21 protein-coding genes are annotated in these 26532 nt (G+C 62.7%); 10 read left to right on the forward strand and 11 right to left on the reverse strand.

Annotated features, from left to right (window positions below; translation table 11 throughout):
* Entirely contained in the window at window positions 1–2121 is a 2121-nt protein-coding gene (locus NKH13_RS17295; RefSeq protein WP_352913247.1) for a vWA domain-containing protein, read from the forward strand.
* Window positions 2122–2269: 148 nt separating this feature from the next.
* Here the strand turns inward: NKH13_RS17295 and bmt are convergent, their stop codons facing one another.
* Together bmt and NKH13_RS17305 are read right to left on the reverse strand one after the other, a co-directional pair.
* Entirely contained in the window at window positions 2270–3286 is a 1017-nt protein-coding gene (gene bmt / locus NKH13_RS17300) for a betaine--homocysteine S-methyltransferase (protein ID WP_352913249.1), read from the reverse strand.
* Window positions 3287–3374: 88 nt separating this feature from the next.
* Window positions 3375–4217, reverse strand: coding sequence for a helix-turn-helix domain-containing protein (locus NKH13_RS17305; RefSeq protein WP_352528189.1), 843 nt, complete (start codon window positions 4215–4217; stop codon window positions 3375–3377).
* Window positions 4218–4445: 228 nt separating this feature from the next.
* On the opposite strand from NKH13_RS17305, the gene NKH13_RS17310 reads away from it, so the two are divergent.
* Both NKH13_RS17310 and NKH13_RS17315 read left to right on the forward strand, forming a co-directional pair.
* A complete protein-coding gene (locus tag NKH13_RS17310; protein ID WP_352913250.1) occupies window positions 4446–5456 on the forward strand; it encodes a fatty acid desaturase in 1011 nt (336 codons plus the stop codon).
* A gap of 83 nt (window positions 5457–5539) precedes the next feature.
* Window positions 5540–6340 (forward strand): phosphate/phosphite/phosphonate ABC transporter substrate-binding protein, encoded by an 801-nt coding sequence (locus tag NKH13_RS17315; RefSeq protein WP_352913252.1) that lies wholly within the window; start codon window positions 5540–5542, stop codon window positions 6338–6340.
* Between the two features lie 132 nt (window positions 6341–6472).
* On the opposite strand, the gene NKH13_RS17320 is transcribed toward NKH13_RS17315, so the two are convergent.
* From NKH13_RS17320 to NKH13_RS17335, 4 genes are all read right to left on the reverse strand, one after another.
* Window positions 6473–7786, reverse strand: a complete 1314-nt coding sequence (locus NKH13_RS17320; RefSeq protein ID WP_352913413.1) for a M24 family metallopeptidase — start codon at window positions 7784–7786, stop codon at window positions 6473–6475.
* A 25-nt stretch (window positions 7787–7811) separates the two neighbouring features.
* A complete protein-coding gene (locus NKH13_RS17325; RefSeq protein WP_352913253.1) occupies window positions 7812–9383 on the reverse strand; it encodes an ArnT family glycosyltransferase in 1572 nt (523 codons plus the stop codon).
* Between the two features lie 88 nt (window positions 9384–9471).
* Window positions 9472–12057: a GcvT family protein gene (locus NKH13_RS17330; RefSeq protein ID WP_352913254.1), complete on the reverse strand. Its 2586-nt coding sequence runs from the start codon at window positions 12055–12057 to the stop codon at window positions 9472–9474.
* 132 nt (window positions 12058–12189) lie between these two features.
* Entirely contained in the window at window positions 12190–13767 is a 1578-nt protein-coding gene (locus tag NKH13_RS17335; protein WP_352719668.1) for a trimethylamine methyltransferase family protein, read from the reverse strand.
* A 229-nt stretch (window positions 13768–13996) separates the two neighbouring features.
* Here NKH13_RS17335 and NKH13_RS17340 point away from each other — a divergent pair, with 229 nt between their 5' ends.
* Window positions 13997–15157 (forward strand): MFS transporter, encoded by a 1161-nt coding sequence (locus NKH13_RS17340; RefSeq protein ID WP_352913256.1) that lies wholly within the window; start codon window positions 13997–13999, stop codon window positions 15155–15157.
* Between the two features lie 24 nt (window positions 15158–15181).
* Here NKH13_RS17340 and NKH13_RS17345 read toward each other — a convergent pair whose 3' ends face one another.
* The gene (locus NKH13_RS17345; protein WP_352913258.1) at window positions 15182–15754 is read right to left on the reverse strand and encodes a hypothetical protein; all 573 of its coding nucleotides are present in this window, start codon (window positions 15752–15754) and stop codon (window positions 15182–15184) included.
* Window positions 15755–15852: 98 nt separating this feature from the next.
* On the opposite strand from NKH13_RS17345, the gene NKH13_RS17350 reads away from it, so the two are divergent.
* From NKH13_RS17350 to NKH13_RS17360, 3 genes are read left to right on the forward strand one after another with little or no spacing between them, the layout of a single operon-like run.
* Window positions 15853–17928, forward strand: a complete 2076-nt coding sequence (locus NKH13_RS17350; RefSeq protein WP_352913260.1) for a prolyl oligopeptidase family serine peptidase — start codon at window positions 15853–15855, stop codon at window positions 17926–17928.
* Window positions 17929–17988: 60 nt separating this feature from the next.
* Window positions 17989–18114 carry a capsid protein gene (locus NKH13_RS17355; protein ID WP_084641091.1) on the forward strand — a complete coding sequence of 42 codons (126 nt, stop codon included), beginning with the start codon at window positions 17989–17991 and terminating at the stop codon, window positions 18112–18114.
* Between the two features lie 54 nt (window positions 18115–18168).
* Window positions 18169–19548: an aspartate aminotransferase family protein gene (locus NKH13_RS17360; protein WP_352913262.1), complete on the forward strand. Its 1380-nt coding sequence runs from the start codon at window positions 18169–18171 to the stop codon at window positions 19546–19548.
* Window positions 19549–19660: 112 nt separating this feature from the next.
* Here the strand turns inward: NKH13_RS17360 and NKH13_RS17365 are convergent, their stop codons facing one another.
* Window positions 19661–20074 (reverse strand): VOC family protein, encoded by a 414-nt coding sequence (locus tag NKH13_RS17365; protein WP_156948098.1) that lies wholly within the window; start codon window positions 20072–20074, stop codon window positions 19661–19663.
* Window positions 20075–20464: 390 nt separating this feature from the next.
* Between NKH13_RS17365 and NKH13_RS17370 the strand changes: the two genes are divergently transcribed.
* Entirely contained in the window at window positions 20465–21289 is an 825-nt protein-coding gene (locus NKH13_RS17370) for a methyltransferase domain-containing protein (RefSeq protein WP_352913264.1), read from the forward strand.
* Window positions 21290–21653: 364 nt separating this feature from the next.
* Here the strand turns inward: NKH13_RS17370 and mmsB are convergent, their stop codons facing one another.
* Window positions 21654–22538, reverse strand: a complete 885-nt coding sequence (gene mmsB, locus NKH13_RS17375) for a 3-hydroxyisobutyrate dehydrogenase (protein ID WP_352913266.1) — start codon at window positions 22536–22538, stop codon at window positions 21654–21656.
* Window positions 22539–22708: 170 nt separating this feature from the next.
* Window positions 22709–23875, reverse strand: a complete 1167-nt coding sequence (locus NKH13_RS17380; protein WP_352913268.1) for an isobutyryl-CoA dehydrogenase — start codon at window positions 23873–23875, stop codon at window positions 22709–22711.
* 137 nt (window positions 23876–24012) lie between these two features.
* On the opposite strand from NKH13_RS17380, the gene NKH13_RS17385 reads away from it, so the two are divergent.
* Window positions 24013–24627: a dimethylsulfonioproprionate lyase family protein gene (locus NKH13_RS17385; RefSeq protein WP_352719656.1), complete on the forward strand. Its 615-nt coding sequence runs from the start codon at window positions 24013–24015 to the stop codon at window positions 24625–24627.
* 1 nt (window position 24628) lies between these two features.
* Window positions 24629–26098 carry a cobyric acid synthase gene (locus NKH13_RS17390; RefSeq protein ID WP_352913269.1) on the forward strand — a complete coding sequence of 490 codons (1470 nt, stop codon included), beginning with the start codon at window positions 24629–24631 and terminating at the stop codon, window positions 26096–26098.
* Here NKH13_RS17390 and NKH13_RS17395 read toward each other — a convergent pair.
* Entirely contained in the window at window positions 26095–26517 is a 423-nt protein-coding gene (locus NKH13_RS17395) for a VOC family protein (protein ID WP_352913271.1), read from the reverse strand. The genes NKH13_RS17390 and NKH13_RS17395 overlap by 4 nt on opposite strands.
* Between the last annotated feature and the right edge of the window lie 15 nt (window positions 26518–26532).

Here is a 26532-nt window from a genome sequence, read left to right on the forward strand (position 1 = left end):
ATGGTCGACGACAATCAACTGAACAGGCTGCGCGATATCGCAGCACCGGCGCCCGACGCGGATGCAAAGGCGCGTGCCCTCCAGGCCGCGCTGCGCGCCTATGACATGGAAGAAAAAACTTTACCGGCCGCCCAAGGATCGGCAGGCGGGCTTCGTCTCACAGAGCGAGCACAAAGGCTCTGGAGCGAAATCATGCAAAAGAAACTCTTCGCCACGCCGGCCATTGCCGGGCTCGTTGCCCTGCCGATCGCCGGATACGCTACCATCTATATGCTGGGAGAATCCAAATTCGGCGGCCCCGAATTCGGCGGGGACGATAAGATCACCGAAACGCTGGCTGACAAGCCGGCGACCGTCAAACCGCCGGTCGTTGCCGAAGCAGATAAGCAGAAGAAGGTGGACGCCGACAGCGAAAGCCGCGACGCCGGCGAGGCGCTTGTGGTGCCGACATCGCCGCCGAAAGCGGAGTCGACCGCAGTCGGCGTGTTGACACAGCAGGACGTGCTCACCCGCAATGCTCCCGAACCGGCGCAGAGTGGCGAATTTGTGCTGAATGGCGGTGCAAGCTCCGGGGCTCCGGCCGTCGATGGCGGTGCGCGGGTCGGACGCATGCCTGGCACGGTTGCCGAGTCCAAGCTGATGGCACAGCAGCCCGCCGCTGCGCCGGCCGACCAGATGCTGCCGCAAGAGGAAAACCGCGACCGGGTCGAGGATTTCAAGACCAATCCGGTGCATGCCGCACTCGAAGACCCGGTCTCGACCTTCTCGATCGATGTCGACACCGCTTCCTATTCCTTCGTCCGGCGCTCGCTGAAGGAAGGTTTTATCCCGCAGGCCGATACGGTGCGCGTCGAGGAGATGGTCAACTACTTCCCCTATGACTGGAAAGGCCCGGACTCCGCCTCGACGCCGTTCAATTCGACCGTCAGCGTCATGCCGACGCCGTGGAACGAGCACACCAGGCTGATGCATGTCGCCATCAAGGGTTTCGACGTGAAGCCGGCCGAGCAGCCCAGGGCCAATCTGGTCTTCCTGATCGATGTGTCGGGCTCGATGAACGAGCAGGACAAGCTGCCGCTCCTGCAATCGGCCTTCCGGCTGCTGGTCAACAAGCTGAGACCCGACGACACCGTCTCGATCGTCACTTATGCTGGCGATGCCGGTACCGTGCTGGAGCCAACCAAGGCTTCGGAAAAGGACAAGATCCTCGCTGCCATCGACAATCTGACATCCGGCGGCTCGACAGCAGGCGAGGCCGGCATCAAGGAAGCCTACAGGCTGGCGCAGAAATCCTTCGTCAAGGACGGCATCAACCGGGTGATGCTCGCCACCGATGGCGACTTCAATGTCGGCCAGACCGACGACGACGATCTGAAGCGGCTGATCGAAAAGGAGCGCAAGACAGGCGTGTTCCTGTCGGTGTTCGGCTTCGGCCGCGGCAATCTGGACGACCAGATGATGCAGACCATCGCCCAGAACGGCAATGGCACCGCTGCCTATATTGATACGTTGGCGGAGGCCGAGAAGGTGCTGGTCGAGGATGCCTCCTCGACACTGTTCACCATCGCCAAGGACGTGAAGATCCAGGTCGAGTTCAACCCGAACAAGGTCTCGGAGTACCGGCTGATCGGCTACGAGACCCGTGCGTTGAACCGCGAGGATTTCAACAACGACCGCGTCGACGCCGGCGAGATCGGCTCAGGCCATTCGGTCACTGCGATCTACGAGATCACGCCTAAGGGCAGCGGCGGCGAACAGATTGATCAGCTTCGCTATGGCCAGGCCTCGGTGAACAATGGCGGTGTCGCCAATGCCGACGAATATGCCTTCGTCAAGATCCGCTACAAGCTGCCGAATGAGGACACTTCGAAGCTGATCACCACGCCGGTGACGTCAGCCAACGAAGTGGCGTCGTTCGACCAGGCCAGTACCGACCAGCGTTTCTCCGTGGCCGTCGCTGCCTTCGGCCAGAAGCTCCGCGACGAGGATGCGACCGCGAAGTTCGGCTACGACAAGATCATGGAGATTGCCACCGCCGCCAGAGGAGCCGACCCGTTTGGGTACCGGTCCGAGTTCCTCTCGCTTGTGCGCCTTGCCTCGGCACTCGGCGGTAACCGGTAGTGGCAATGACGGCCGGTTTCTTTCAGATGGGATCGTTCTGATAGGGGAGCCGGCCTACGGGCGGGTGAGGCAGGCCGGCGAGGGAAACCTTGCCGGCCTTTTTTCGTGGCTGCACCGCCTCGCGCGGACCGCGTCGCAGCCGAAAGCGTCAGGCGCGTCCGCGGCGCCGCTCGCGGCGGGCTTCGCTGGTCTCGGCGACGTTGACCGTCGCCTGCTTGTTGCGCATCGGGCCGATGCGTTCGACGATCTGCTCGACGGTCGGGCGATCCGACTTGGTGTGCGCATCGAGCGCCTTACGCATGGCGGCAAGGTGCTGGAACGAGGTGCCGCAGCAGCCGCCGACGATTTTGGCGCCGGCATCGACGGCGAGGCGCACATAGTCGGCCATCAGCTCGGGTGTGCCGGAATAGTAGATCTCGGCACCGCGAAATTCGGGAATGCCGCAATTGCCCTTGACGATCACCGTTGCTTCCGGCTTCGCCTCGGTCATGTCGAGCAGCGAGGCGAGAATGTCGGAGGCGCCGACACCGCAATTGGCGCCGACACCGAGCGGTGTCTGCGACAGGCCATCGACGACGCCGTGGATGTCCTTCGGCAGCAGCCCCATCATGGTGCGGCCGGCGGTGTCGAAGGAGCCGGTATAGGTATAGGGCATGCCGACGCGGATGGCGGCTTCGGCGGCGGCGCGGATTTCGTCAGGCGCCGACATGGTTTCGATCCAGGCGACTTCGGCGCCGCCGGCCTTCAGGCCCTCGATCTGCTCGGCAAAGGCCTCGACCGCCTCGTCATAGGTCATGGCGCCGAGCGGCACCAGCAGCTCGCCGGTCGGGCCGACGGAGCCGGCCACGATCACCTTGCGGCCAGCCTTTTTTGCAACGGCGCTTGCGATCTCTGCGGCGCGCTTGTTCAGCGCATAGACCCGGTCCTGCGCATGGTGCAGCTTGAGCCGATGGCGGGTGCCGCCAAAAGAGTTGGTCAGGATAATGTCGGCGCCGGCATCGACAAAGTTCTGGTGCAGGCTGGTGATTGTGTCGGGCGCGGTCTCGTTCAAGAGCTCGGGTGCCTCGCCGGCCTCAAGACCCATGGCGAACAGATTGGTGCCGGTGGCGCCATCGGCGAGCAGGACGCCCTTTTCGGCAAGCAGAGCGTCGATCGGATTGGTCATGTGAAATACGCCTTCCCGGAAGAATAACTGAGATAAGGATATAAAGAATTCTTTATGTGCCGTCAATGTCGGCGCGGAGAGCAACCGGTCAAAATCGCATCTCCGCCAGCTTTCGTGTGAAGCTGGCCGCTTCATGCGCGTTGACGTCCGCGGCGCGTATCAAATTGTCGAAATGGCTGGTCAGGGTGCGGATCGGCTGCGTGGCGTTCAGCACCAGATACATGTCGCCGACGTAAATGGCGGCGCGATAAGGCCCAAAGATGGTGTAGGGGATCGAATAGCGCATCCGCCCGTCATAGAGAAACAGGCGGAAGGTGGGATAGAGGTCGTCGAGCAGTGTCGCCATGTGCAGGAGTTGCTGGTGGCGGTCGGCCTCCGGAAAGCGGTCCCACACGCCCAGCCCGCGCGCGAAGATCTCCAGCGTGTGGCGCGGCATACAGACTTCCATGTCGGTTTCGGGCCGTCGGTTGTAGTCGATGCGGTACTGCGTTTCGCCGGCCTGTGCTTCGCGGCTCTTGTTGGCGATGACGGCTTCGTAGTCGACAAGCGCCTCGGTGCGCAGAAGATCGGGAATGCCGGCCGGCACGTAGCGGATTTTCGTTCCCGCCGCCTCGGCATGCCAGCGAGCCAGCAGCGTGCGGTCGAAGCCGTCCGGCGCCTCCTCGATCTCAAGGCTCTCGCGGATTTCACCGGTGACGCCCTCGTCCTGGCTGAGGCCGAGCAGCCAGTCGAGCGAGACTTTGAATTCGGCGGCGATGTTGAGCAGCGTCTCGGCGCGGGGAAGGCGGGTCGAGGCGCCGGAGAGCAGCTGCGACAGCGCCGAACGGTCGATGCCAACGGCGGCGGCGAAGGCCGACTGGTTCAAATCGGACCTTGTCAAGAGCATTTTCAGGCGCTCGCGAAAGATCGTCGACAGGTCGCGCTTGTCCAAATCTCTACTCTCCCTGACGTGAGCAAAATTTTGCGCCGAAGCGGTCTACATGGCGTTTCGAGCGCAAATGAATCTACGAGCTTGTTTACAATAGATAACATCTGCAGCTGAAAATGCGCAATCGCAACAGTTTGTGCGCTTTATCGCGTTGCAGCGATGCAACGCTCCTGACACAATGCTGTCAGGAATCAAACGGGTTCCGGCGACTGGGAGGCAGTGGTCGATAGCATGACGAGCATGGGCAACAGGCGACACGGCGCAGCGGCCATCGAATGGCCGACAGTATTTCTCGCACTTATCTGCTACGGCGGCTGGCTCGCTACCGGCTTTCTGCTCTGGCCATCCTACCCGCTGCTGGCACTCGCCTTTCTGACCCTGATTGCGGCGCTGCAATCCTCGCTGATGCACGAGGTCCTGCACGGCCACCCAACCCGGAACGCGCGGCTCAATGAAGCCCTTGTTTTCCTGCCGATTGGCCTTGTCTGGCCGTTTCGCCGGTTCAAGACCATTCACCTGCGCCACCATGCAGACGAGCGCCTGACCGATCCGCTCGACGATCCCGAAAGCTATTACAAGGCGCTCTGGCAGCACGAGGAGCTGCCGTCGGCGATGAAATTCTTGCTCAAGGTCAACAACACGATGCTCGGCCGTTTGGTGCTCGGTCCTTGGCTTTCCTGCATAGGGTTCTTCATCGACGACGCCAGGCAGGTTGCCGCGGGCGACAATTCCATCCGCAAGGCATGGCTGCTGCACGCGATCGGCCTCGCCGTGGTGTTGCCTGTCGTGCAGTTCGGCTTCGGCATGCCGTTATGGCTCTACATACTGGTGCCGGTGTGGCTTGGGCAGTCGCTGATTTCGATCCGCACCTACGCCGAGCACCAATGGTCGGAACATCCGGAAGGCCGCACGATCATCGTCGAGCGCTCGCCGCTGTCCTTCCTGTTCCTCAACAACAATCTGCATTTCGTCCATCACAAGAGCCCGACGGTGGCCTGGTACAGGCTGCCGAAGCTGTTTCGCGACCGCCGCGACGAGTGGCTGCGGATGAACAATGGCTACGCCTATCCGAACTATTTCGCGCTGCTCAAGGCCTATGCCTTCAAGGCGAAGGAGCCGATCGTCCATCCCGTGCTGCGGCGCATGCCGGAACCAGGACGCGCATTCAAGCCGCGCGTCAGGGCACGCAGCCTCAATGGGCTTGGCAGCGCGCCGGTACCCGCCGAGCCGCCGAAGGAATGATTCTTGCGTTGTTGCAGGCGGTGCCGCGCGGACGACGCTTTCCTGACCTTGTCAATTTCCCCGCATAACGGTCAAATCCCGGCATGAGCGAATTCATTGCGGCTTTGCCGATGTACGACTGGCCGGAAGCGCGGGACGATGTCGACGCGCAATGGGCGCGGCTGCGCGATGCTTTCAGACAAAAAGGCATCGATGCGCCGGAGACGATCATCCGCCGCACCGGCGATTTGCCCCCCGTGCCTGGCGGTATTCGCGATGATCAGGGAAAACCCATCGCGCCCGATCCGGCGACATTGCCGCCGGACGAGCTGGATTTTCACCAGCTCTGGCTGCATCCGGCGCTGCTCTTGGCGCAAACCTGTTGGGGACCGATGGAACTCGGCCTGTCGCAGCGTGTCCAGCTCGTCGGCCAGCCGCGTTACGACGCCTTCGAGGGTGGACAGGGCGAACTCTATTCGAGCGCCATCGTCATGAGGGCGGGCGAGGCACCGCCGGCAAGGTCGCCGGCCGACGGCGGCGCCGTCATTCCGCTCGATCTGCTGCGCAGCAAGCGTTTCACCTTCAACAGCCTCGATTCCATGTCGGGCATCATCGCGCCAGCCCGCGACCTGCAAGCATTGGGCGAGAGTTTGGATATCTTTTCCGGGCTGAGCGAGAGCTGCGGGCACCGCGCTTCGGTCGTTGCCGTTGCCGAGGGCAGGGCAGATGTGGCGGCGATCGACTGCGAGAGCTGGGCGCTGGCGCAGCGTTTCGAGCCTGCGGCGCAGAAGGTGACGGTCGTCGGCTGGACAAGGCGGCGCAAAGGCTTGCCGTTCATCACCGCCAGGACGATGCCGGAAACGATCGTCGCCGCGATGCGCGAAGCGATCGCCGCGTTCACGTAAAGCGCGTCGCGTTCGGTCGGCCTCATGCGACGCACTTAGATTCCTGTTTATGCATGTCGTTATCGCAAAACCGCTGCACACCGTCGGGTCAAGCCCGAGGGCATGCTTTTGCGCGACATGCATTAGCTTCGCTCAGCCGCCAAGCAGCCGATTGTCGAGCGGGTAGGTCGAAAGCTTCTCGCTGCCGGTCTCGGTGATCAGGATCTGTTCTTCGATCTTGACGCCTTCGTAGCCGCCAAGCCGGCCGATATAGCTCTCGACGCACAGCACCATGCCAGGTTCGAGCATTCCGTCGGGCGTGTCGTCGGTCCAGTCGCTAGCATGCGGCAAAGTCGGGTATTCGTCGGCAAGGCCGACGCCGTGATAGAGCACCCCGTAACGGGCCGGGAAGCAGTCTCCCGGCGGCACTGACGAGCGCTCGACGAGGCCGCGAAACGATACGCCCGGCCGCATCAGCTCCGTGTTGTAGGCGATCTGGTCGGCGGCGATGCGGAACAGGTCGCGCTGCTCCTGCGACGGCGGCGCGTCACCGCAAAGCCAGGTGCGCGAAAGGTCGGCGCAGAAGCCGTAAGGACCGATCAGGTCGGTGTCGAAAGCGACGAGCTCGCCGGCCTCGATCATCCGCGACGAGCACTCCTGGAACCATGGATTGGTGCGCGGACCTGACGACAGGAGCCGGGTTTCGATCCATTCGCCGCCGCGCGCGATGTTGCCGCGATGGAGTTCGGCCCATAATTCGTTCTCGGAGATGCCAGGCCTCAGCGCCTGCTCCATCTCGCCCATCGCCGCCTCGCAAGCGACGATCGCCCGGCGCATGGCAAGGATCTCGTCGGGTGATTTTATCAGCCGCGCATTTTCCATCACCGCCTCGCCATTGCCGGTCGAGATGCCGAGACGGGCGAGCTCTTCGATGCCCTCGGGATTGATGTGGTCGACTGCGATGCGGCGATTGCCGCCACCATGTTCCAATACCAACTCGGCGATGCCGGCTGCCCAGCGGCGGACTTTTTGACCGGTCAGCTCGCCGCTGTAGAGGTAAGCCCACGACACCGCCGGCCGCACCTCGTCGACGACGCCGGAATGGTCGGAAAGGTGCTCGCAGGAGAAATAGTCGAACAGCACCACCGGGCCATCGGTGGCGACGAAACAATGCCTGGTCGGATTGTGCGCGACCCAGAGCTGCATGTTGGTCGCATCAGTCGCGTAGCGCATGTTGACCGGATCGTAGAGCAGGGCTCCCGCATAGTCGCGGCGCTTCAGCTCGGCGCGGATGCGCTCGAGCCGGTATCGGCGCATGGCGGGCAGCTCAGGAGCAGCAATGCCCGCCGCCTGCCACTCGGCTTCCGCAAGCGCCCCATAGCCCAGCAGATGCTGGTTGAGTTCAGCGGCCTTCAGGCGCGATTTTTTGCGCAGCGCATCGATCGAGCTGTCCGGCTCGAACGGCATGATCTTGCGATGATGACGGGGCCGGTCACTCGGGTTCCTGTCCACCCTCGACTCCTTCGCCAGCGCCTTTCTTGGGCGCCATGGCTCCTTCCATTCTCTTCAGTCGGACGAATGCGCCGGGCCGGGCGGACTTGTCGGTGCCACGCAACAGCGGAACCATCATTTGCCGTGGCTGGCCGTCCGGCTCATAGCCGGCCGCTTTGAGCTGCTCCAAAATGACCGGCCGCGGATCGTCGCGGTCAAGCCAGACGAGTACGGCCGGCTCCTGCATCAGCGTTTCGAAATTAGGCACTTCCTGGTTAAGTGCGACCAGTTTTTGGTCGACCAACCGCAGATTTCCGACCCATGCACCATCAGATATTGCGGTTTTGACCGGTCCGTCCGCAGTCAATTGGCGATAGAGGGCGGGGTAATCCACGCGGATCATGCGCGACAGTCCACTGGTCCCGTTTATCTGGACGTACCAGGTGGCGGGGGCGAGCAGCACGGCGATGATCGCTCCAGCCGAGATCACCAGGAGCTGCGCATTCCTGCCGCGCGGCGCCAGCCGTTCCATAGTGGCGACGATGGCCAGCGGCAAGATGAACAGGACCGGCAGCAGCCAGCGGTCCTTGACCACCGTCACGCCGGTGGCCAGCACAAGTATCGCCAGCATGGCCAAGCCGAGCGCCAAGCTACGCCACAACAGAATTTCCCTGGCCGGACGTTTCGGGTGCCGCTCGGAGAAACGGAACTTCGCCAGCCAGAAAGCCAGGGCGGAGACGAGCACCGGCAAGACCGCGAAATTGAAGGTCCCCATGACAAACTTGCCGGCGCCGATAAAGGCCGCCGCCATGCGCTCTTGTTGCGAGTCTATTCCGAACTTCTCGCCTCTCGACAATAAATCGGCGGGATGCATGAGGCTCCAATAGGTGGTTGGCGCCAGCACTAATATCGCGACCGCTATGCTGATGGCGAACTTCGGATCAAGGATTGCGCTGCGCCATTCGCGCAGCGACAGCACGGCCGCAACAAGGGCAACCACGAGGAAGACATCATTATACTTGGCAAGAATTGCCGCCGCGGTGGCCAGGCCAAACGCCGCATAGGCGATCATGCTTCGCCGCTCGAGAAGATAGGCCATGGCGAGCAGGAGCAGCGAGCAGAAGCCGACGACGGCGACGGAATGCGACAAGGCGCGCTGCGATTCCCAGACGATCTGCGGGATCGTAAACAGGCCGAACATGGCCGCCGCCGCTGTCGCTTTGGTGTAGCCGAACCGCCGCATGGCGGCGAACACGCTGCAGGCGGCAAGGAACAGCACGGAGTATTTGACGAGCTTCAGCGTGAAGATACTGGTGCCGAAAACATGCGCGGCCAGCCAGTTGATCCAGGTGTACAGGGGTGGTTGTGAGCCGCCATATCCGGCCCAGAGATATGGAACATAGATCAGTTGCTCCGCATCATCGATGCCGACGCCGGTTCCCGCCCAAGAGCTCAACAGGGATAGTATGACGGTCTGTAAGGCAAAGTAAGCCGTGACCATGACGATCGCCGCCGGGAACGGGCCGATCCGTCCCTCGGCCAGCCACTCGGCCCATCTCAGATTGTACTTCAATGAAATCTCATCGCCCTTGCCAGCAGAGTGTTGCCGGCTGCGCTAGCATGAAGAGTATGCTCCGCACAATGCGACCGGCTGGCTGCGCCTACGTCCTCATCTTTTCGCCGCTCGGGTCGAAGGGCGGCTCGACATTGATGCGTGCCGGCCGCCGGTGTCCAAGAATTTCGACTTCGAACAGCCCGGCGCTCTCGTTCTCGGCAAGCGCTGCCGGTACATAGCCTTGCGCCATCGACTTCTCGACATAATGCGCATAGCCGCCGGAGGTGACCCAGCCGACCACGCGCCAGTCGCCGTCGACAATGCCGCGCACGGCAGACGCGCCTTCGGCGGCATTCGAGCCGCGCACTTCGTTACCACCCGCATCGAAGCGCGGCGCGCCATAGCCATGCGGCTTTTCCACGGTGCCGTAATCCTTGCCGCCGACCTTGGCCCAGATCGGCTCATCGCCCATGACGTCGGCATCCGCGGCATCGACGATGAAGGAGACACGGCGCAGTTTCGGCCCTTCTGCCTGTTCCTTGGCCGCTGCTTCCCGGCCGATGAAGTCGTTCTTCTCGAGCTTGATGAAGCGGTCCATCGAGCCTTCGAACGGTCCGTAGATCGGACGTAACTCGCGGAACCAGGTCGGGAAGTTCTTCTCAAGGCGCATCGAGAGCAAAGCCCGCATGCCGAAATCGACAAGGCCAAACTCTTCGCCAGCCTCCTTGATCGCATTGTAAACCAGGCGCTGGTAGGCAGGCGCCATCCAGATCTCATAGCCGAGGTCGCCGGTGTAGGTGATGCGGTTGACCATGCAGGGCGCGCCGCCGACCGCCATCTCGCGGAAATCCATGAAGCGGAAGGCCTTGGTCGAGATGTCGACATCGACCAGTTTCTGCAGCAGGTCGCGCGATTTCGGCCCGGCGATGGAGAGGCCGACCAGCGTCTGGTCGAAGCGGTGGATGCGCACGCTCCCGTCCTTCGGCAGATGCTTCTCGAACCAGCGCATGTGGTATTTTTGCGCTGCCGAAGAACCCCAGATCATGAAGCGATCTTCCCCACCCCTTGGGCCCGCCTTGGCGATGGTGAAGTCCCCGATCAGCCTGCCGAACTCGTTCAGCATCGGCGTCAGCACGATGCGGCCGGATTTCGGCATGCGATTGGTCATCAGCCGGTTGAGGAAGTCTTCGGCCCCTGGTCCGGAGACTTCGTATTTGGCGAAGTTGGCGATCTCGGTGACGCCTACCCTCTCGCGGGTGGCGCGCACCTCCTCGCCGATCGGGCCGAAATCATTGGAGCGGTGGAAGGACACGATGTCCTTCGGCTCCGAGCCTTTCGGCGCGAACCAGAGGGGGGTTTCGAGACCCCAGCTGTCGCCCATGACGGCGTTGTTGGCGAGCATGGTGTCGTAAAGCGGGGTCGTCTGCGCTGGTCTTGCCGCCGGTAATTCCTCATTGGGAAAGCGGATGGAGAAACGGCGCGAATAATTTTCACGCACCTTTGCGTTGGTATAGCGCAGCGTTGCCCATTCGCCGAAGCGTGCAACGTCCATGCCCCAGACATCGAAGCCGGGGTCGCCATGGACCATCCAGTTCGACAGCGCCAGGCCGACGCCGCCGCCTTGGCTGAAGCCGGCCATGACGGCGCAGGCGCACCAGAAATTGGTCAGGCCCTGCACCGGGCCGACCAGCGGGTTGCCGTCCAGCGCGAAGGTGAAGGGGCCGTTGATGATCTGCTTGATGCCGGCCTTCTCGATGCCGGGAAAATGCTTGAAGCCGATCTCCAGCGACGGCGCGATGCGGTCGATGTCTGGCTGCAGCAGTTCGTGGCCGAAATCCCACGGCGTGTTGACCGGCGACCACGGCTTGCAGGCCTTTTCATAGGTGCCGAGCAGGATGCCGTTGCGCTCCTGGCGGGTATAGATCTCGCCCTTGAAATCGAGCACGCCGATCATCTCGCGGCCGGTCGACTTGTTGAATTCCTCGACCTCCGGCATCGGCTCGGTCAGGAGATACATGTGCTCCATGGCCAGCACCGGCAGTTCGACCCCGACCATGCGGCCGATCTCGCGCGCCCACAGGCCGCCGCAGTTGACCACATGCTCGGCTTTGACTGTGCCTTGCTCAGTGACGACGTTCCACGTGCCGTCGACCTCCTGCGTCAGTTCCACGACGCGGTTGCGCAGTACGATCTCGGCGCCCAGCTTCCTGGCGGCCTTGGCATAGGCATGGGTGGTGCCGGAAGGGTCGAGATGGCCCTCGACTGGATCCCACATGGCGCCGACGAAATTCGTCTCGTCCATCAGCGGGAACATTGCCTTGGCTTCGGACGGCGTGATCAGTTCGGTGTCCATGCCGAGATAGCGGCCCTTGGCGTGGGCGAGCCGCAAGAAGTCCATGCGCTCGGGTGTGTCGGCCATCATCACGCCGCCGGTCAGGTGCAGCGAGCAGGATTGGCCGGAAATCTCCTCGATCTCCTTGTAAAGCTGCACCGTATAGGCCTGCAGCTTGGCGACGTTGGGATCGCCGTTCAGCGTATGGAAGCCGCCCGCCGCATGCCAGGACGAGCCGGAAGTGAGCTCCGAACGCTCGATCAGCATGATGTCGGTCCAGCCAGCCTTGGCCAGATGATAGAGCACCGAGCAGCCAACGACCCCGCCGCCGATAACAACCGCTTTTGCGTGAGATTTCATGAAGATAGTTCCGTTTTTGAAGAGATTGAATCGAGTGAGCGGGGCGCGAAAACAAAGCGGAGATCGGAAACGGCGATGTTTTCGGCCAGCCTGCCATCAAGACGGAGTGGGGGTCGACTACTCATCAGATGATCAAAAATCGGTCGGCGCGCCGCCTTCGGCCCGGCGCTTGTCGACGAAAGCGTTGAGCTCCTCGCGGATCGCCGGATCCATGTAAGGCTCTTCATAGGACGCCAGCCGTTCCTTCCAGACGCGATTGGCCTTTTCGAGTGCCGTCGGCGACCCGGCCTCCGCCCAACTCTCGAAATTGCGCCAGTCGGAAATGATTGGCGCGTAAAAGGCGGTCTTGTAGCGGTCCTGCGTGTGCTGGGTGCCGAAGAAATGGCCGCCGGGGCCGACCGACTGGATGGCGTCGAAACCGAGCGCTTCGTCGGAAAGATCGAGCGGCGTCAGGAACTCGGCGACCATCTGCAACAGGTCTATATCGAGGATGGTCTTTTCATAGGAGCAGCGCAGGCCGCCTTCGAGCCAGCCGGCGGCATGCATCATCAGATTGCCGCCGCCCTGGATGGCGCCCCACAGCGAGAACACGCTTTCATAGGCGGCCTGCGCGTCGACCGTGTTGGCGGCGCAGGTGTTGGAGGTGCGGTAGGGGATGTTGTAGCGGCGGGCGAGCTGTCCGCCGACCAGCTGCGCCTTCATATATTCCGGCGTGCCGAAGGCCGGCGCGCCGGACTTCATGTCGACATTCGAGGTGAAGCCGCCGTAGCCGACAGGCGCGCCCTTGCGCACCATCTGCGCGAAGGCGATGCCGGACAGCGCCTCGGCATTCTGTTGCACCAGCGCGCCGGCAATCGTCACCGGCGCCATGGCGCCGGACAGGGTGAACGGCGTCACGATGACCACCTGGCCCTTGCTCGACATCTGGATAATGCCTTCCATCATCGGCACGTCGAGCTTGAGAGGCGAATTGGTGTTGATGATGGTGAACACCGACGGCTCTGCGAGCAGCTGCTCATGACTGATGCCGCGTGCGATCCTGGTGATCTCTATGCCGTCGACATTGCGTTCCTTGCCGAGCGAATAGATGTGGAACATCTTGTCGGTCAGCGTGGCGAGGTCACGGATGCATTCGAGGTGGCGGACGGACGGATGGATGTCGATCGGCTCGACCGGATAACCGCCCGTGCAGTTCAATATGTTGTGCATCTGCGCAAGCTTGAGGAAGTTGCGGTAGTCCTGCTGGTTGCCCGGCCGGCGGCCGCGGTCGACGTCGGAGCAATTGGGCGCCGACGCCATCATCGAGATGATCAGATTATCGCCGCCGAAGCGCACGTTGTGCGCCGGGTTGCGGGCGTGGATGGTGAATTCCGGCGGGCAGTGCGCAACCAGTTCCAGGATCATGTCACTGTCGAAGCGCACCCGCTCGCTGCCTTCGCGGACATCGGCGCCATGCGCCTTCATGATGCGCCGGGCTTCGTCATGCAGCACGTCGACGCCGATTTCCCTGAGCACGCGCAGAGAGGCGAGGTGGATGGATTCCAGCTCGTCGTCGGAAACCAGCCGGGTCGGCGCCAGCGGGTTCTTCAACTGCCGAAACGGCGGCTGCTCGAACGCCGCCGATCCGCCGGCACGCTTCCCCGCGCGGCCGCCGCGACGGGCGCGATCGTTTGCCAATGCCGGTTCGGCGGGCTGAAGGGCGGCGGTCATGATAGTCCTCGTACGCTGCGGCAATGCGGCGGCATAATGGACTGCCGGCTGGCCGGCCATTGCGGAGGCGGCGACCACTAGGACGAGGGAAGCGACATGCCCTGGGGGCAGCCGGCGGGATCGTCAGCCTCTTGATCGCGTTCCGGCTGGCGCAAGCGGTTTTCGTTGCCGGTGCTTACTGTGACGGAACCGAAACGCTAATGCTGCAGCCCGATATTTGGTGTGGATCATGGCGCGGGCGGAACAAAGCAGCGGCGAGACAGTGCAATGGGCGGCGATCACCGGCGTGATCGCCACCGTCTCAGTGTTCGCCATCGCGCAAGGGCTGAGCTATCCGCTGTTGAGCTTCATCCTGCAGCGCCAGGGCGTCTCGCCGGCCATGATCGGACTGTCGGCGGCAATGACGCCGATCGGCTTCATCGTCTCTTCGCCGCTCGTTCCGGCGTTGGCGCGCCGTTTCGGGGCAGGGCGCACCGCGCTTATTTGCGCGGCACTTTCCGCGCTGGTGCTGGCGCTGATCGGCTGGACGCAAAATGTCTATCTGTGGTTTCCGCTGCGCTTTTTGATCGGCGCCGTCACCAACCCGCTCTACGTGCTGAGCGAAGTCTGGGTGATCGCACTGGCGCCGCCGGAACGCCGCGGCCGCGTCATGGGCATCTATTCGACGATCATTTCGGCGGGCTTTGCGGCGGGGCCGCTTTGCCTGCTTGCGGTCGGCACCGTGGGATGGCCGCCGTTTCTGGTCGGCATCGGCGCTTTCCTGTTTTGCGGCGCCTGCCTAGCCTCTGTGCTGGCACGGCTGCCGAAGGTCGACGAGAGCGGGCACCGGGTTTCGGTCCTGGGATTCGTGCCGCAGGCTTGGCTGTTGTTATCGGCGGTCGTCGTGGCCGCCGGTTTTGAACAGGCGGTGCTCGCCTTACTGCCGGTCTATGGAACACATTACGGCATCGCCGAAGCGCGCATGTCGGCGCTGCTGTCAGTGATGATCGCCGGCAATATCGCTATGCAGGTGCCGCTCGGCTTGTTGGCGGAACGGCTGACGGCGCGGCTGGTGCGGTTCATCTGTGTTTCGGTGACGGTGCTCGGATGCGTGCTGTTGCCGGTTCTCATCGAGACGCCGCTGATCTGGCCATGCGTCTTCATCTGGGGCGCGGTTTCCTACGGGATTTACACAATGTCGATCATCGAGCTCGGCGAGCGGTTCACCGGCTCGGCACTGGTCGCCGGCAACGCCGCCTTCTCGCTGATGTGGGGCGTCGGCGGGATCGCCGTGCCGCCGCTGGCGGGCAGCGCCATGGATGTCCTTGGGGCAGGCGGTCTGCCGATGACGCTCGGTGCCATTTGCCTGGCGCTGGCGGTTGTAACCGTTATTCGAAGGCGGATGGTGTGAGATTCCGACCGGATGCTGAGATCCTCAATTGTCTTGCCGCCTGAAGACCGCCCAGAGGTCACAGTCGGCGTGGCGTTCTTCGGGATGCGTCTTGTGCAGCAATTCCTGAATCTCAACGGCGCGATCAAAGTCGTCTATCAGCCCAACGCAGGATAGCTCTTCGTTGGCGAAGACGTCGGGGAAACCACCGCAATTGGTCAATGCGCTGATGTCGACGTTCTTGTCGAGCAGATCATAGCCCATGAAGGTGAACTCGTCCCAACCGAATGAGCGCAGATCCGCCGAAGGACTTCGGATTACGCCAAGGATGTTAAGGTTGCTCGTATCGGTCAATTGCGAACGCAAAAACCCCAGATCCACGAAGAAATCCAGCATGAAATCTTCGTTCACGATGTAGGGCCAGTAGCTATCCTTTATCTCCCCAAGTGCGGTCGGGCACAGCATGCCGTCGAGAGAGACGACCTCTGTCAATTGGGTGAGGCCCGACCACTCCATGTACTTGTCCCATCCCGTGCCGTGGGATGGATCAAACTTCTCAGTCGCAATGTACAGACGTTGCATGAGGTTCCTCGCAGTCCATGCAGAGAGCGTTGTCATGGCAATCTCCGACCATTCGTATTTACGTGTTCCGGTTGAATGTCGGTAGCGCCATGCCGATGTTTGTGGCACCGAGCCTGACGAATTTTGGAGACCACATGACCGAGCCGATCACTCAAAAGCAGCCAGGTTCAGCCGGCGAGACAAAAGACCCCTTCCTCTGGCTGGAGGACAGGACCAGCAAGCAAGCGCTCGACTGGGTGCATCGCCAGAACGAGATCACGGTCGCCGAATTGCAGGGTGATCCATCCTATCAGGCAACGTTCCAGACCGCGCTCGACCTGATGACGGCCGAGGACAATATTGCTGTCGGGGCTGCGATCAACGGCCATGTCTATAATTTCTGGCAGGACCGGACCAATATACTCGGCCTCTGGCGGCGCACCACGGTCGCATCCTACAAGACCGACGAGCCGGAATGGCAGACGATCATCGACTTCGACAGTCTGGCGGCGGAAGAGGGAGTGAAATGGGTGTTCAGCGGCGCCAGCCGGCTCTACCCCGACTTCAGCCGCTGCCTGCTCAGCCTGTCGCCGGATGGCGGCGATGCCAGCGAGATGCGCGAATTCGATATCGAAAGCAGGTCCTTCGTCGATGGCGGTTTTCGGGCTCCTGCCTCGAAATCGAGCTTTAGCTGGCTGGACGAGGACGCAGTTATCGTTTCCGCCGCCTTCGAGGAGAACGACAAGACCCAGTCCGGTTATCCGCGCGTGGTCAAGCTTTGGCGGCGCGGCACGCCACTGGACGAGGCGATGCCGATCTTCGAGGCGCTGAAGCAGGATCTCGCAGCCGGCGGGTCCGTCGAATTCGACGGCGACAAACGCCATGTCTTCCTCGCCCGGACCCTCGACTTCTTCGCCTCGCACAGTTTCCTGCGGCTGCCATCGGGCGAAAACAGGCGCATCCCGCTGCCGGACGACGTCACCGATACAGCGCTGTTCAAGGGCCAGCTCGTCTTCGGCGTGCGTACCCCGTGGACGGCGCCGGACGGCACGCTGTGCAAGCCCGACGGGCTCTATTCACTCGATTTCGAGCGCTGGATCGAAACCGGGCTATTCGGATCCATCGATACCGTGCTCGAGCCGGCGCACCGCGTCTCGATTGCCGGCATTGCCCGCACGCAGGACCGGCTGTTCATCAATTTGATGGACAATGTGCGCGGCAAGGTCATCGCCGGCGAGCGCAGCGGCGGCGGCTGGGAGTTCAAGCCCGTTGCATTGCCCGAAAACGGCAATGTCGGCATCAGCCATGCCGAGCATTTCGGCTCCAGCGTCTCCTTTTCCTTCACCGATTTCCTGACGCCGAGCTCGATCATCTGGTCGGACGACAATGCCGCGACGCTGGCACCGGTGAAATCGCAGCCGGCGCGCTTCGACGCGTCGTCCCTGGTCTCCGAACAGTTCGAGGCACGCTCGAAGGATGGCACGATGATCCCGTACTTCGTGGTCAGGCGGCGCGACTTGGATGGACCCGTGCCGACATTGCTTTACGGCTATGGTGGCTTTGAAGTGCCGCTGTTGCCCGGCTATGCCGGCGTGCGCGGCAGGCTGTGGCTGGAGAAGGGCAATGCCTATGTGCAGGCCAACATCCGCGGCGGTGGCGAGTTCGGCCCGAACTGGCATCAGGCCGCGCTCAAGGCCAATCGCCAGAATGCCTTCGACGATTTCGCTGCGGTCGCGCAAGATCTGGTCAAACGCGGCATCGCTACGCCCGCCACGCTGGGCATCCAGGGCGGATCGAATGGTGGCTTGCTGACCGGCGTCTCGCTGACGCAGCGCCCGGAATTATTCGGCGCGGTGATCATCGACGTGCCGCTGCTCGATATGCTGCGTTACACCGAGCTGCCGCCCGGCGCGTCGTGGATGGCCGAGTATGGCGATCCGGCGAAACCGGAAGAGGCAGCCTGGCTCGCCGCCTATTCGCCCTACCAGCATGTAGACACGGATGCAGCCTATCCGCCAGTGTTGCTGACGACCTCGACCGCCGACGATCGCGTCCATCCCGGGCATGCCCGCAAGATGGCGGCACGGCTGCAGGCGGCCGGCCACGGCAAGACGCTGTTCTTCGAGGAGACCGAGGGCGGCCATGGTGGACGCGGCGATCGGCGGCCGCAGGCCGCACAGGCGGCGATGAAGTACGTCTTCCTGCAGCGGGCCCTGACTGGCACCAATTGACCGGCGTCGCTTGACCGGCACGGCTTGAACTGAGGGCTCGAGGCAGCCTAAGGTACATGCATGGCTCGGCTGGCGAAATCGGGTTGCGCATTTGGGGTGGCGGTGACGCCGTCGTCGCGCACGCTTCGCGCCGAGCTGTTGCGGCTCTGCGCCCGCATCGGCTATTCGCCGCCCGCTGTCCTCTGACGAATCCGCCCCGGCGCGAAAGCTGCCGGATTGGTTCAAGAGGAAAGACCAGACATGACCTACCAGAATTATTCGCTGAAGCAGCTTCAGCAGATTGATGCCGCGCATCACCTTCATCCGTTCACCGACCACAAGGAGATGCGCGAGACCGGCTCGCGCATCATCACCCACGCCAACGGGCCGTTCATCTACGATTCCGAAGGGACGGAAATCCTCGACGGCATGGCCGGGCTGTGGTGCGTCAATGTCGGCTATGGCCGCGACGAGTTGGCCGACGCCGCCTACGCCCAGATGAAGGAATTGCCCTACTACAACTCCTTCTTCAAATGCTCGACGCCGACGCCGGTTCTGCTTGCCAAGAAACTGGCGGAGATCGCGCCGAAGCATATCAACCAGGTGTTCTACGGCTCGTCCGGTTCGGAGGCCAACGACACGGCGCTGCGTCTTGTTCGCCACTATTGGGTGCTTGAAGGCCGACCCGAGAAGAACCGCATCATCTCGCGCAAGATGGGCTACCACGGCTCGACCATCGCCGGCGCCTCGCTCGGCGGCATGGATCTCATGCACAAGCAGCTCGGCGGCGCCGTGCCCAACATCGTCCACGTGATGATGCCCTACGCCTATGAACTGGCACTGCCCGGCGAAAGCGACCATGATTTCGGCCTGCGCGCGGCGAAAGCGGTCGAGGAGGCGATCCTCGAAGCCGGCGCCGATAAGGTGGCCGCCTTCATCGGCGAGCCGGTGATGGGGGCAGGCGGGGTGAAGATCCCGCCGATGGGCTATTGGCCGGAAGTGCAGCGCATTTGCCGCAAATACGATGTCCTGCTGATGCTGGACGAGGTCATTACCGGCTATGGCCGCACCGGCGAGTGGTTCGCCGCACAAGCCTTCGATGTCGAGCCCGACATCATCACCACGGCCAAGGCGCTGACCTCTGGCTATCAGCCGCTGTCGGCGCTGCTGGTCGGCGACCGCATCGCGGCGACGCTGGTCGAAAAGGGCGGCGAATTCTATCACGGCTACACCTATGCCGGGCATCCGGTGGCCTGCGCGGTGGCGCTGAAGAACCTCGAGATCATCGAGCGCGAAGGCTTGGTCGAGCGCGTCAGGAACGATACCGGGCCTTACTTCGCCAGGGCGCTGCAGGAACGTCTCGGTGGGCACGATCTGGTCGGCGAGGTGCGCTCGTTCGGGCTGATGGGAGCGATCGAGATCGTCAAGGACAAGGCAACCAAGGAGCGCTTCCTGCCGGCCGGCAGCGCGGCGGTGATGGTTCGCGACTACGCGATTGCCCGGGGCATGATGCTGCGCGCCACCGGCGACACGATGATCCTGTCGCCGCCGCTGATCTGGACGCGCGAGACGATCGACATGGCCTGCGACCGCATCGGCAGGGCGCTCGACCTGGCCGAGGCAGATTTGCGCAAGCGGTAAGATGGAACGATCGCCGGGCGCCCGGGTAATCGGGCGCCCGGAGATTGAATGCCGCTTTATGGCGAAGCGTTCGCCAGGCGAGGCTGTTGGCGGTATAGACGACCACGCGTGATCACTGGCCCGCCTTGACACCGATGACGTGCCCCTTAGCGTCAGTGACCAACATCCCTTTCGATTGGTCCAAGATCACAACTATGTTGCCGAAAGGATCGCGGACACGGGCGCACCGTCCGACCGCGATCTCGAATGGCGGTTGCACAGCCTCACCGCCGGCGGCCAAGAATTCCTCAAACGCGTCGTCCACGTTATCGACCAGGATATCGGTCTCGGGACCGATATGAAGATGGACAACCAGTTCCGCATCGGTTTCCGGCAGCGCAAAGCCAGCGGCTTCATCGTCCCGCCAAACGAGGGCATGACCGAGCCGATCCCCATAGAACGATACGGCTGCATCGAGATCGCTCACGCGTAATAGATGATTATCGAGCTTGCGGAATAATGGTCTTTTTCGAGGCTCGTGCGCCATTGCGGGACCTCAATATGTGAAGAGATTCGTGCGGCCATATAGCCTTTAACGAAATAGTCTTCGAGACTATGTCTGCAACCGAGTTGCCTTCAAGCTTCGAGCCCGCCCGGTGGAAATGGCGGGGCGTGTCCTGTCGACTTCAACAAGTGATCCGAAAGGCGATGGTGCCTCGGTTTGGATTCGGCTGTGGGTGGAATGTTGCCATTCGTCTCGTCGATGGAAACGAGCAGCAGTAAAGGTGTCATTAGGGTGGCGGGCGGATCGTCCTAGCGATCTGCACTGTATCCATGTTTCCCGGTCCGGTTGCTAGTTGATAGACACGTGCTTTAAGATGGCTGCTTGAAGCGCCGATCGGCCCGTTGCCCGAACGGCTGGTCCGGGAGGGACGCTATGGCCCAGCAAGAGCAGTGGCAGCTGGAAGGCAGCGCTGCGGAACTCTACGAGCGCTACCTGGTTCCGGCAATCACAGCCCAGTGGGCTGCCGACCTTTTGGATCGTGCTGCACCTCAATCTGGTGAGCGGATTCTGGACGTAGCTTGCGGCACCGGCGTGGTGGCACGCTCGGCGGCCGAGCGTATGGGAAATGGGCAGGTCGTCGGCCTCGACATCAACACGGGCATGCTTGCCGTTGCTCGCTCGCTCCCGAGAGGTGCTGGACCGCATATCGACTGGCACGAGGGAAGCGCGCTCGAAATGCCGTTCCCTGACTCCACCTTTGATTTGGTTCTTTGCCAGCTCGGACTGCAGTTTTTTCCGGACCGATCGAGTGCGCTACGTGAGATGTTCCGGGTTCTGGTGCCTGACGGCCGACTGGTCTTAAACGTTTTCAGCGCCATCGAGCACACTCCCGCGGCCAAGGCGTTGGCGGATGCCTTGGATCGACACCTCGGTCCCGGCGCTTCGGCAACGAAACGGTCCGAGCATTCACTCGCCGATGCGGACGAGCTTTACCGATTGGTGGCCGGGGCGGGATTTCGTCAGGTGACCATCCACACGACGACACAGAACATCCGGTTCCCCTCGTCAAAGCAATATGTGCGATTACAGTTGGCAGCGACTCCGCAGGCTGGGCTGGTCAGCGGAATGGAGGCCGGACATCGGGACGCAGTCATCGCAGCGATCACGGCTGATCTAAGTTCTTCGCTGGCAATCTATTCAACTGGAGGGGAGCTGATATTCCCCCAAGAGGCTCACGTCTTGCTCGCACGCAAGTAGCGCAGCTGACGCGCCGGTCGTCAACGTAGGTCAGGACCGCCGCCACGAGGCTGACGATCATCTGGAGTCGCGCCAGGGCGATCGTCTCACTGTCCTTGAAGAGTCCGAAACGCAAAAACCGCGCTCCATCGGAGCGCGGCTTTGCCAGATACGCATGGCGCTTCGCCAACAAAACACTTGCGAAACTTACGGCGAAACTTGCGGGCTCCGGTACGCGAGACCTGATCCGGAGCGCCGGGCGGATGTCCGCCTCGCAATCCGTTTTAAACGCACATCGTTACTGCAAGGTTAGCAAGAGCTTAAGCAAACCTAAACTTGCCAGCTTTCCGCATCAGGATATCGAAAAAACGATGAAATTCGGAGTTTACCCCGTGGCACCGCGCAGGAAATTTATGATGCCGGAAAAATCCGCGCCGGCGTTGCCTTGTGCATTGAACAGCGCATAGAGCTGGGCTGCCTCGGCGGCGAGCGGCGTTACCGCACCGGCGCTCTGCGCGGCCTCCTGCGACAGTTTCAGGTCCTTCAGCATCAGTGCCGCTGCGAAGCCAGGCTTATAGCCATTGTTGGCGGGCGATGTCGGCACCGGGCCGGGCACCGGGCAGTAAGTGGTCAGCGACCAGCACTGGCCGGACGAGGTCGAGGCGACATCGAACAGCGCCTGGTGCGACAGGCCGAGCTTTTCCGCCAGCACGAAGGCCTCGGCAACGCCGATCATCGAAATGCCCAAAATCATGTTGTTGCAGATCTTCGCCGCCTGTCCGGCGCCATCGTCGCCGCAATGAACGATGCGGCCGGCCATCGGCTTGAGGATTGGTTCGGCCTTGGCGAAGGCGTCCTTCGAACCGCCGGCCATGAAGGTCAGCGTGCCGGCCGCCGCACCGCCCGTGCCGCCGGAGACCGGCGCGTCGATCGTCAGCAACCCGTGCTTGGTGGCGATGGCATGGGCCTTTCGGGCCGACTCGACGTCGATGGTCGAGGAATCGATGAACAGCGCGCCTTTTTTCGCCTTGGCCGCGATGTCCGCGTAAACCGACAGCACATGCTTGCCGGCCGGCAGCATGGTAATGACCGCATCGGCATCCTTCACCGCTGCAACGGCATTGGCCATGATGACGACGCCGTGCTCCCTGGCGATGACGAGGTTCTCCGGCACCAGGTCGAAGCCGTGCACGGCATACCCGGCCTTGACCAGGTTGGCGGCCATCGGATTGCCCATATTGCCGAGGCCGATGAAGGCGATGGTGGTCATAATGGCACTCCGTGGTTTGGGTAGGCAGTAGGCAGTAGGCAGTAGGCAGTAGGCAGTAGGCAGTAGGCAGTAGGCAGTAGGCGACCTATTCGGGCGCAAGTTTGCTAATAAGTTGGCGAAGCATTTTTCTGATGCCCTTGATCTTGGCGGTCATCTTTCTGCCTACTGCCTTACCGTCCGATCAGGGCGCGAGCGATGATGACGCGCATGATCTCGTTGGTGCCTTCGAGGATTTGGTGGACGCGCAGGTCGCGCACTAGCTTCTCGATGCCGTAATCGTGCAGATAGCCGTAGCCGCCATGCAGTTGCAGCGCGTCGTTGGCAACGTTGAAGCCGGTGTCGGTGACGAAGCGCTTGGCCATAGCCGACCATTTCGAGGCATCCGGTGCCTTGCGGTCGAGCTTCGAAGCGGCGGTGTAGAGAAAGATGCGCGCTGCCTGCAGTTCGGTCTCCATGTCGGCGAGCTTGAACTGCAGCGCCTGGAACTGGTTGATCTTCGAGCCGAAAGCCTTGCGCTCGGCGGTGTAGGCGAGCGCCCTGTCGAGTGCCGATTGCGCGCCGCCGAGCGAGCAGGCGGCGATGTTCAACCGGCCGCCGTCAAGCCCGGCCATGGCGATGCCGAAGCCGGCGCCTTCGACTGAGAGCAGGTTTTCCGCCGGCACCTTGCAATCCTCGAAAACGACCTGGCGGGTCGACTGCATGTGCCAGCCCATCTTGTGCTCGTTGGCGCCGAAGGAAAGGCCCGGCGCATCGTTCGGCACGACGAAGGTGGAAATGCCTTTTGGCCCGTCGGCCCCGGTGCGCGCCATAACGACATAGAGGTCGCTGTCGCCGGCGCCGGAGATGAACTGCTTGGCGCCGTTCAGCACATAGTCGCCCCCGCTCTTTGTCGCGCGCGTCTTCAGCGCCGCCGCATCCGAGCCCGAACCCGGCTCGGTCAGGCAATAGCTGGCCAGCCATTCCATCGAGGTCAGTTTGGGCAGGAAGCGCCGGCGCTGTTCGTCGCTGCCGAAGCGGTCGATCATCGATGCCACCATGTTGTGGATCGAGATGAAGGCGGAAAACGCCGGATCGGCGCGCGAAAGCGCCTCGAAGATCAGCACGGCGTCGAGCCGGCCGAGTCCCGAGCCGCCGACATCGTCGCGGACATAGATGCCGCCAAGGCCGAGAGGGCCTGTCTCGCGGATCACATCGGCGGGGAAATATTTGTTGCGATCCCAGTCGAGTGCGTTCGGCGCCACACGGTCGGCGGCGAAGGCCTCGGCCATCTCCTGGATGGCGCGCTGGTCCTCGTTGAGTTCGAACTGGCTGGTGCCCGCATCGACAGCGGCGTCCATGGCGTGCTCCCTGATGTTTCCGGCCTTCTGGCCTGTCGTTTTTGGCTTTGCGCTCAGTCCAATCTAGACCAATGATGCCGCCGCGCAACCCGACCGTCTGCTCAGCCGCTGTGCGCGGATGCGCTTTGGAGCAAAGTGTGACGACAAATTTCGACGAACTGCTTGGACGCTTCCATGCCTATCTCCAGACGTTCGACGATGCGCTGGTGCGCGACGCCGTGGCCCGGATCGGCTGGGACATGCCGGCCCGGCCGCTCGAGCCGCATGCACTGCCTTGTCTCGTCCAGCTCGACCGGATCGTCGAACTCGCTCCCGCTGCGGCCAAGCCGCTGGCGCGGCTGGTTGCGGGGCGTCGCGGCGATCTGCGCTGGGGCCAGACCTATGGTGAAGCGGATTTCGGCAGGATTTTCATGGAGAATTACGGCTGGCTGGAGGTGTTCGGCACACGCGGCCATTTCGTCAATGAAGAGGTCGCCGGCGGTCTGCTGATCCTTGGACCCGACATCGTCTACCCCGATCACCACCACGTCGCGGAGGAGATCTACATCCCGCTGACCGGCGGCGCCGAATGGCGCATGGGCGATGGCGGTTTTCACCTTCGATCGGCGGGCGAGGTGATCCACCATGCCTCTGACGTCAGCCACGCCATGCGCACCTGCAGGGAGCCGCTGTTGGCGCTCTATCTCTGGCGCGGTGGGCCACTGGCGGCCAAGTCGACGATCACCGGAACCGTTGCGCAGGGCAGGGGCTGATATGGCCAAGGCGATCATGCTGCAGGGCACGGGTTCGGATGTCGGCAAGACGGTGCTCGTCGCCGGCCTCTGCCGCGCGGCGAAGAAGCGTGGCTTGAAAGTGCGGCCGTTCAAGCCGCAGAACATGTCGAACAACGCGGCCGTCGCCGATATTCCCGGCGTTTCAGGCGGCGGTGAGATCGGCCGCGCCCAATGGCTGCAGGCGATCGCCTGCGGCGTGCCGCCCACCATCCACATGAACCCGGTGCTGCTCAAGCCGCAGACCGATGTCGGCGCTCAAGTCGTCGTGCAGGGCAAGGTGTTCGGCGAGGCGCGGGCGCGCGACTACCAGGCGCTGAAGGGCCGGCTTATGGATGCGGTGCTGGACTCCTGGGCAAAGGTTGGCGAGGGCGCCGATCTGGTCATTGTCGAGGGCGCGGGATCGCCGGCCGAAATCAATCTCAGGAGCCGCGACATTGCCAATATGGGCTTTGCGACGCGCGCCGGCGTGCCGGTGATCCTGGTCGGCGATATCGATCGCGGCGGCGTCATCGCCTCGGTCGCGGGCACCCACCTGATCCTGCCGGACGAGGACCGCCGCATGATCGTCGGCTATCTCATCAACAAGTTCCGCGGCGATATCTCGCTGTTCGACGATGGCATCGAGGCGATCGAAAAATTCACCGGCTGGCGCTGTTTTGGCGTCGTGCCGTGGCTGAAGGCGGCGGCGCGGCTGCCGTCGGAAGACTCCGTCGTGCTCGAACGGCTGTCGTCCGGCGAGAAGCGCGCGCTGAAGATCGCCGTGCCGGTGCTCTCGCGCATCGCCAATTTCGACGACCTCGACCCGCTCAAGGCCGAACCGCAGGTCGAGGTGGTGTTCGTGCCGCCTGGCCAGCGCCTGCCGCAGGATGCAGGTCTGGTGGTCATTCCCGGCTCGAAGTCGACGATCGGCGATCTCCTGAAATTCCGCGAGAACGGCTGGGACCGCGACCTTGCCGCGCACAGGAAACGCGGTGGCCATATCGTCGGCATTTGCGGCGGCTTCCAGATGCTCGGTCATATCGTGCGCGATCCCGACGGCGTCGAGGGCAGCGCTACCGAGACGCAAGGCCTCGGGCTGCTCGACGTCGAAACGGTGATGGAGCCGGAAAAGACGGTGCGCAACGTCAGCGCGCGCTCGGTGCAATTCGATCTGCCGCTCGAGGGCTACGAGATCCATCTCGGCCGCACCACCGGTCCGGATATGCTGCGGCCGTCCGCCGTTATCAACGGCATCGATGACGGCGCTATCTCGGTCGACGGCAAGGTATTAGGCACCTATATGCACGGGCTGTTTTCCGCCGATGCCTTCCGGGCGAAATTCCTCGAAAGCCTCGGCGTCAAGGGCGGCGGCATCGACTACCGCGCCGAGGTCGAACGGGCACTGGACGAGATCGCAGCCGAGCTGGAAACCCACCTCGACTGCGACGCCATCTTTGGGCTGGCGCGTTAGCTGGCAGCTTCGTCAGCCTTCGGCCAGTAGGTGCCGAACGACCAGACATTGCCTTCCGGATCGCGGCAGATGAATTCGCGGCTGCCATAATCGCGGTCGGTGAGTTCTTCCAGAATCTCGGCGCCGGCCGTTTTTGCCCGAGCGTATGCGGCGTCTGCGTCCTCGACGGCAACATAGATCGATGTACCGCCGCCAGAGCCGGGCGCACCGACCATCTTGCCGTAGGCGTCATCGCGCGCCGTGCCGAGCATGATGATCGAGGAGCCGAATGCGAGTTCGGCGTGGTGCACCACGTCGCCTTCGCCATAGCGGGCGCGGACGCTGAAGCCGAAGGCCTCGCCCAGCCAGTCGATCATCTTGCCGGCATTCCTGTAGCGCAGCGCCGGATAAAGCCGCGGTGGTTCGGTGGTGTTCGGCATGGCTGATCTCCTTCA

The sequence above is a fragment of the Mesorhizobium sp. M1348 genome, assembly GCF_040317925.1.
In the GTDB taxonomy this organism is placed as follows: domain Bacteria; phylum Pseudomonadota; class Alphaproteobacteria; order Rhizobiales; family Rhizobiaceae; genus Mesorhizobium.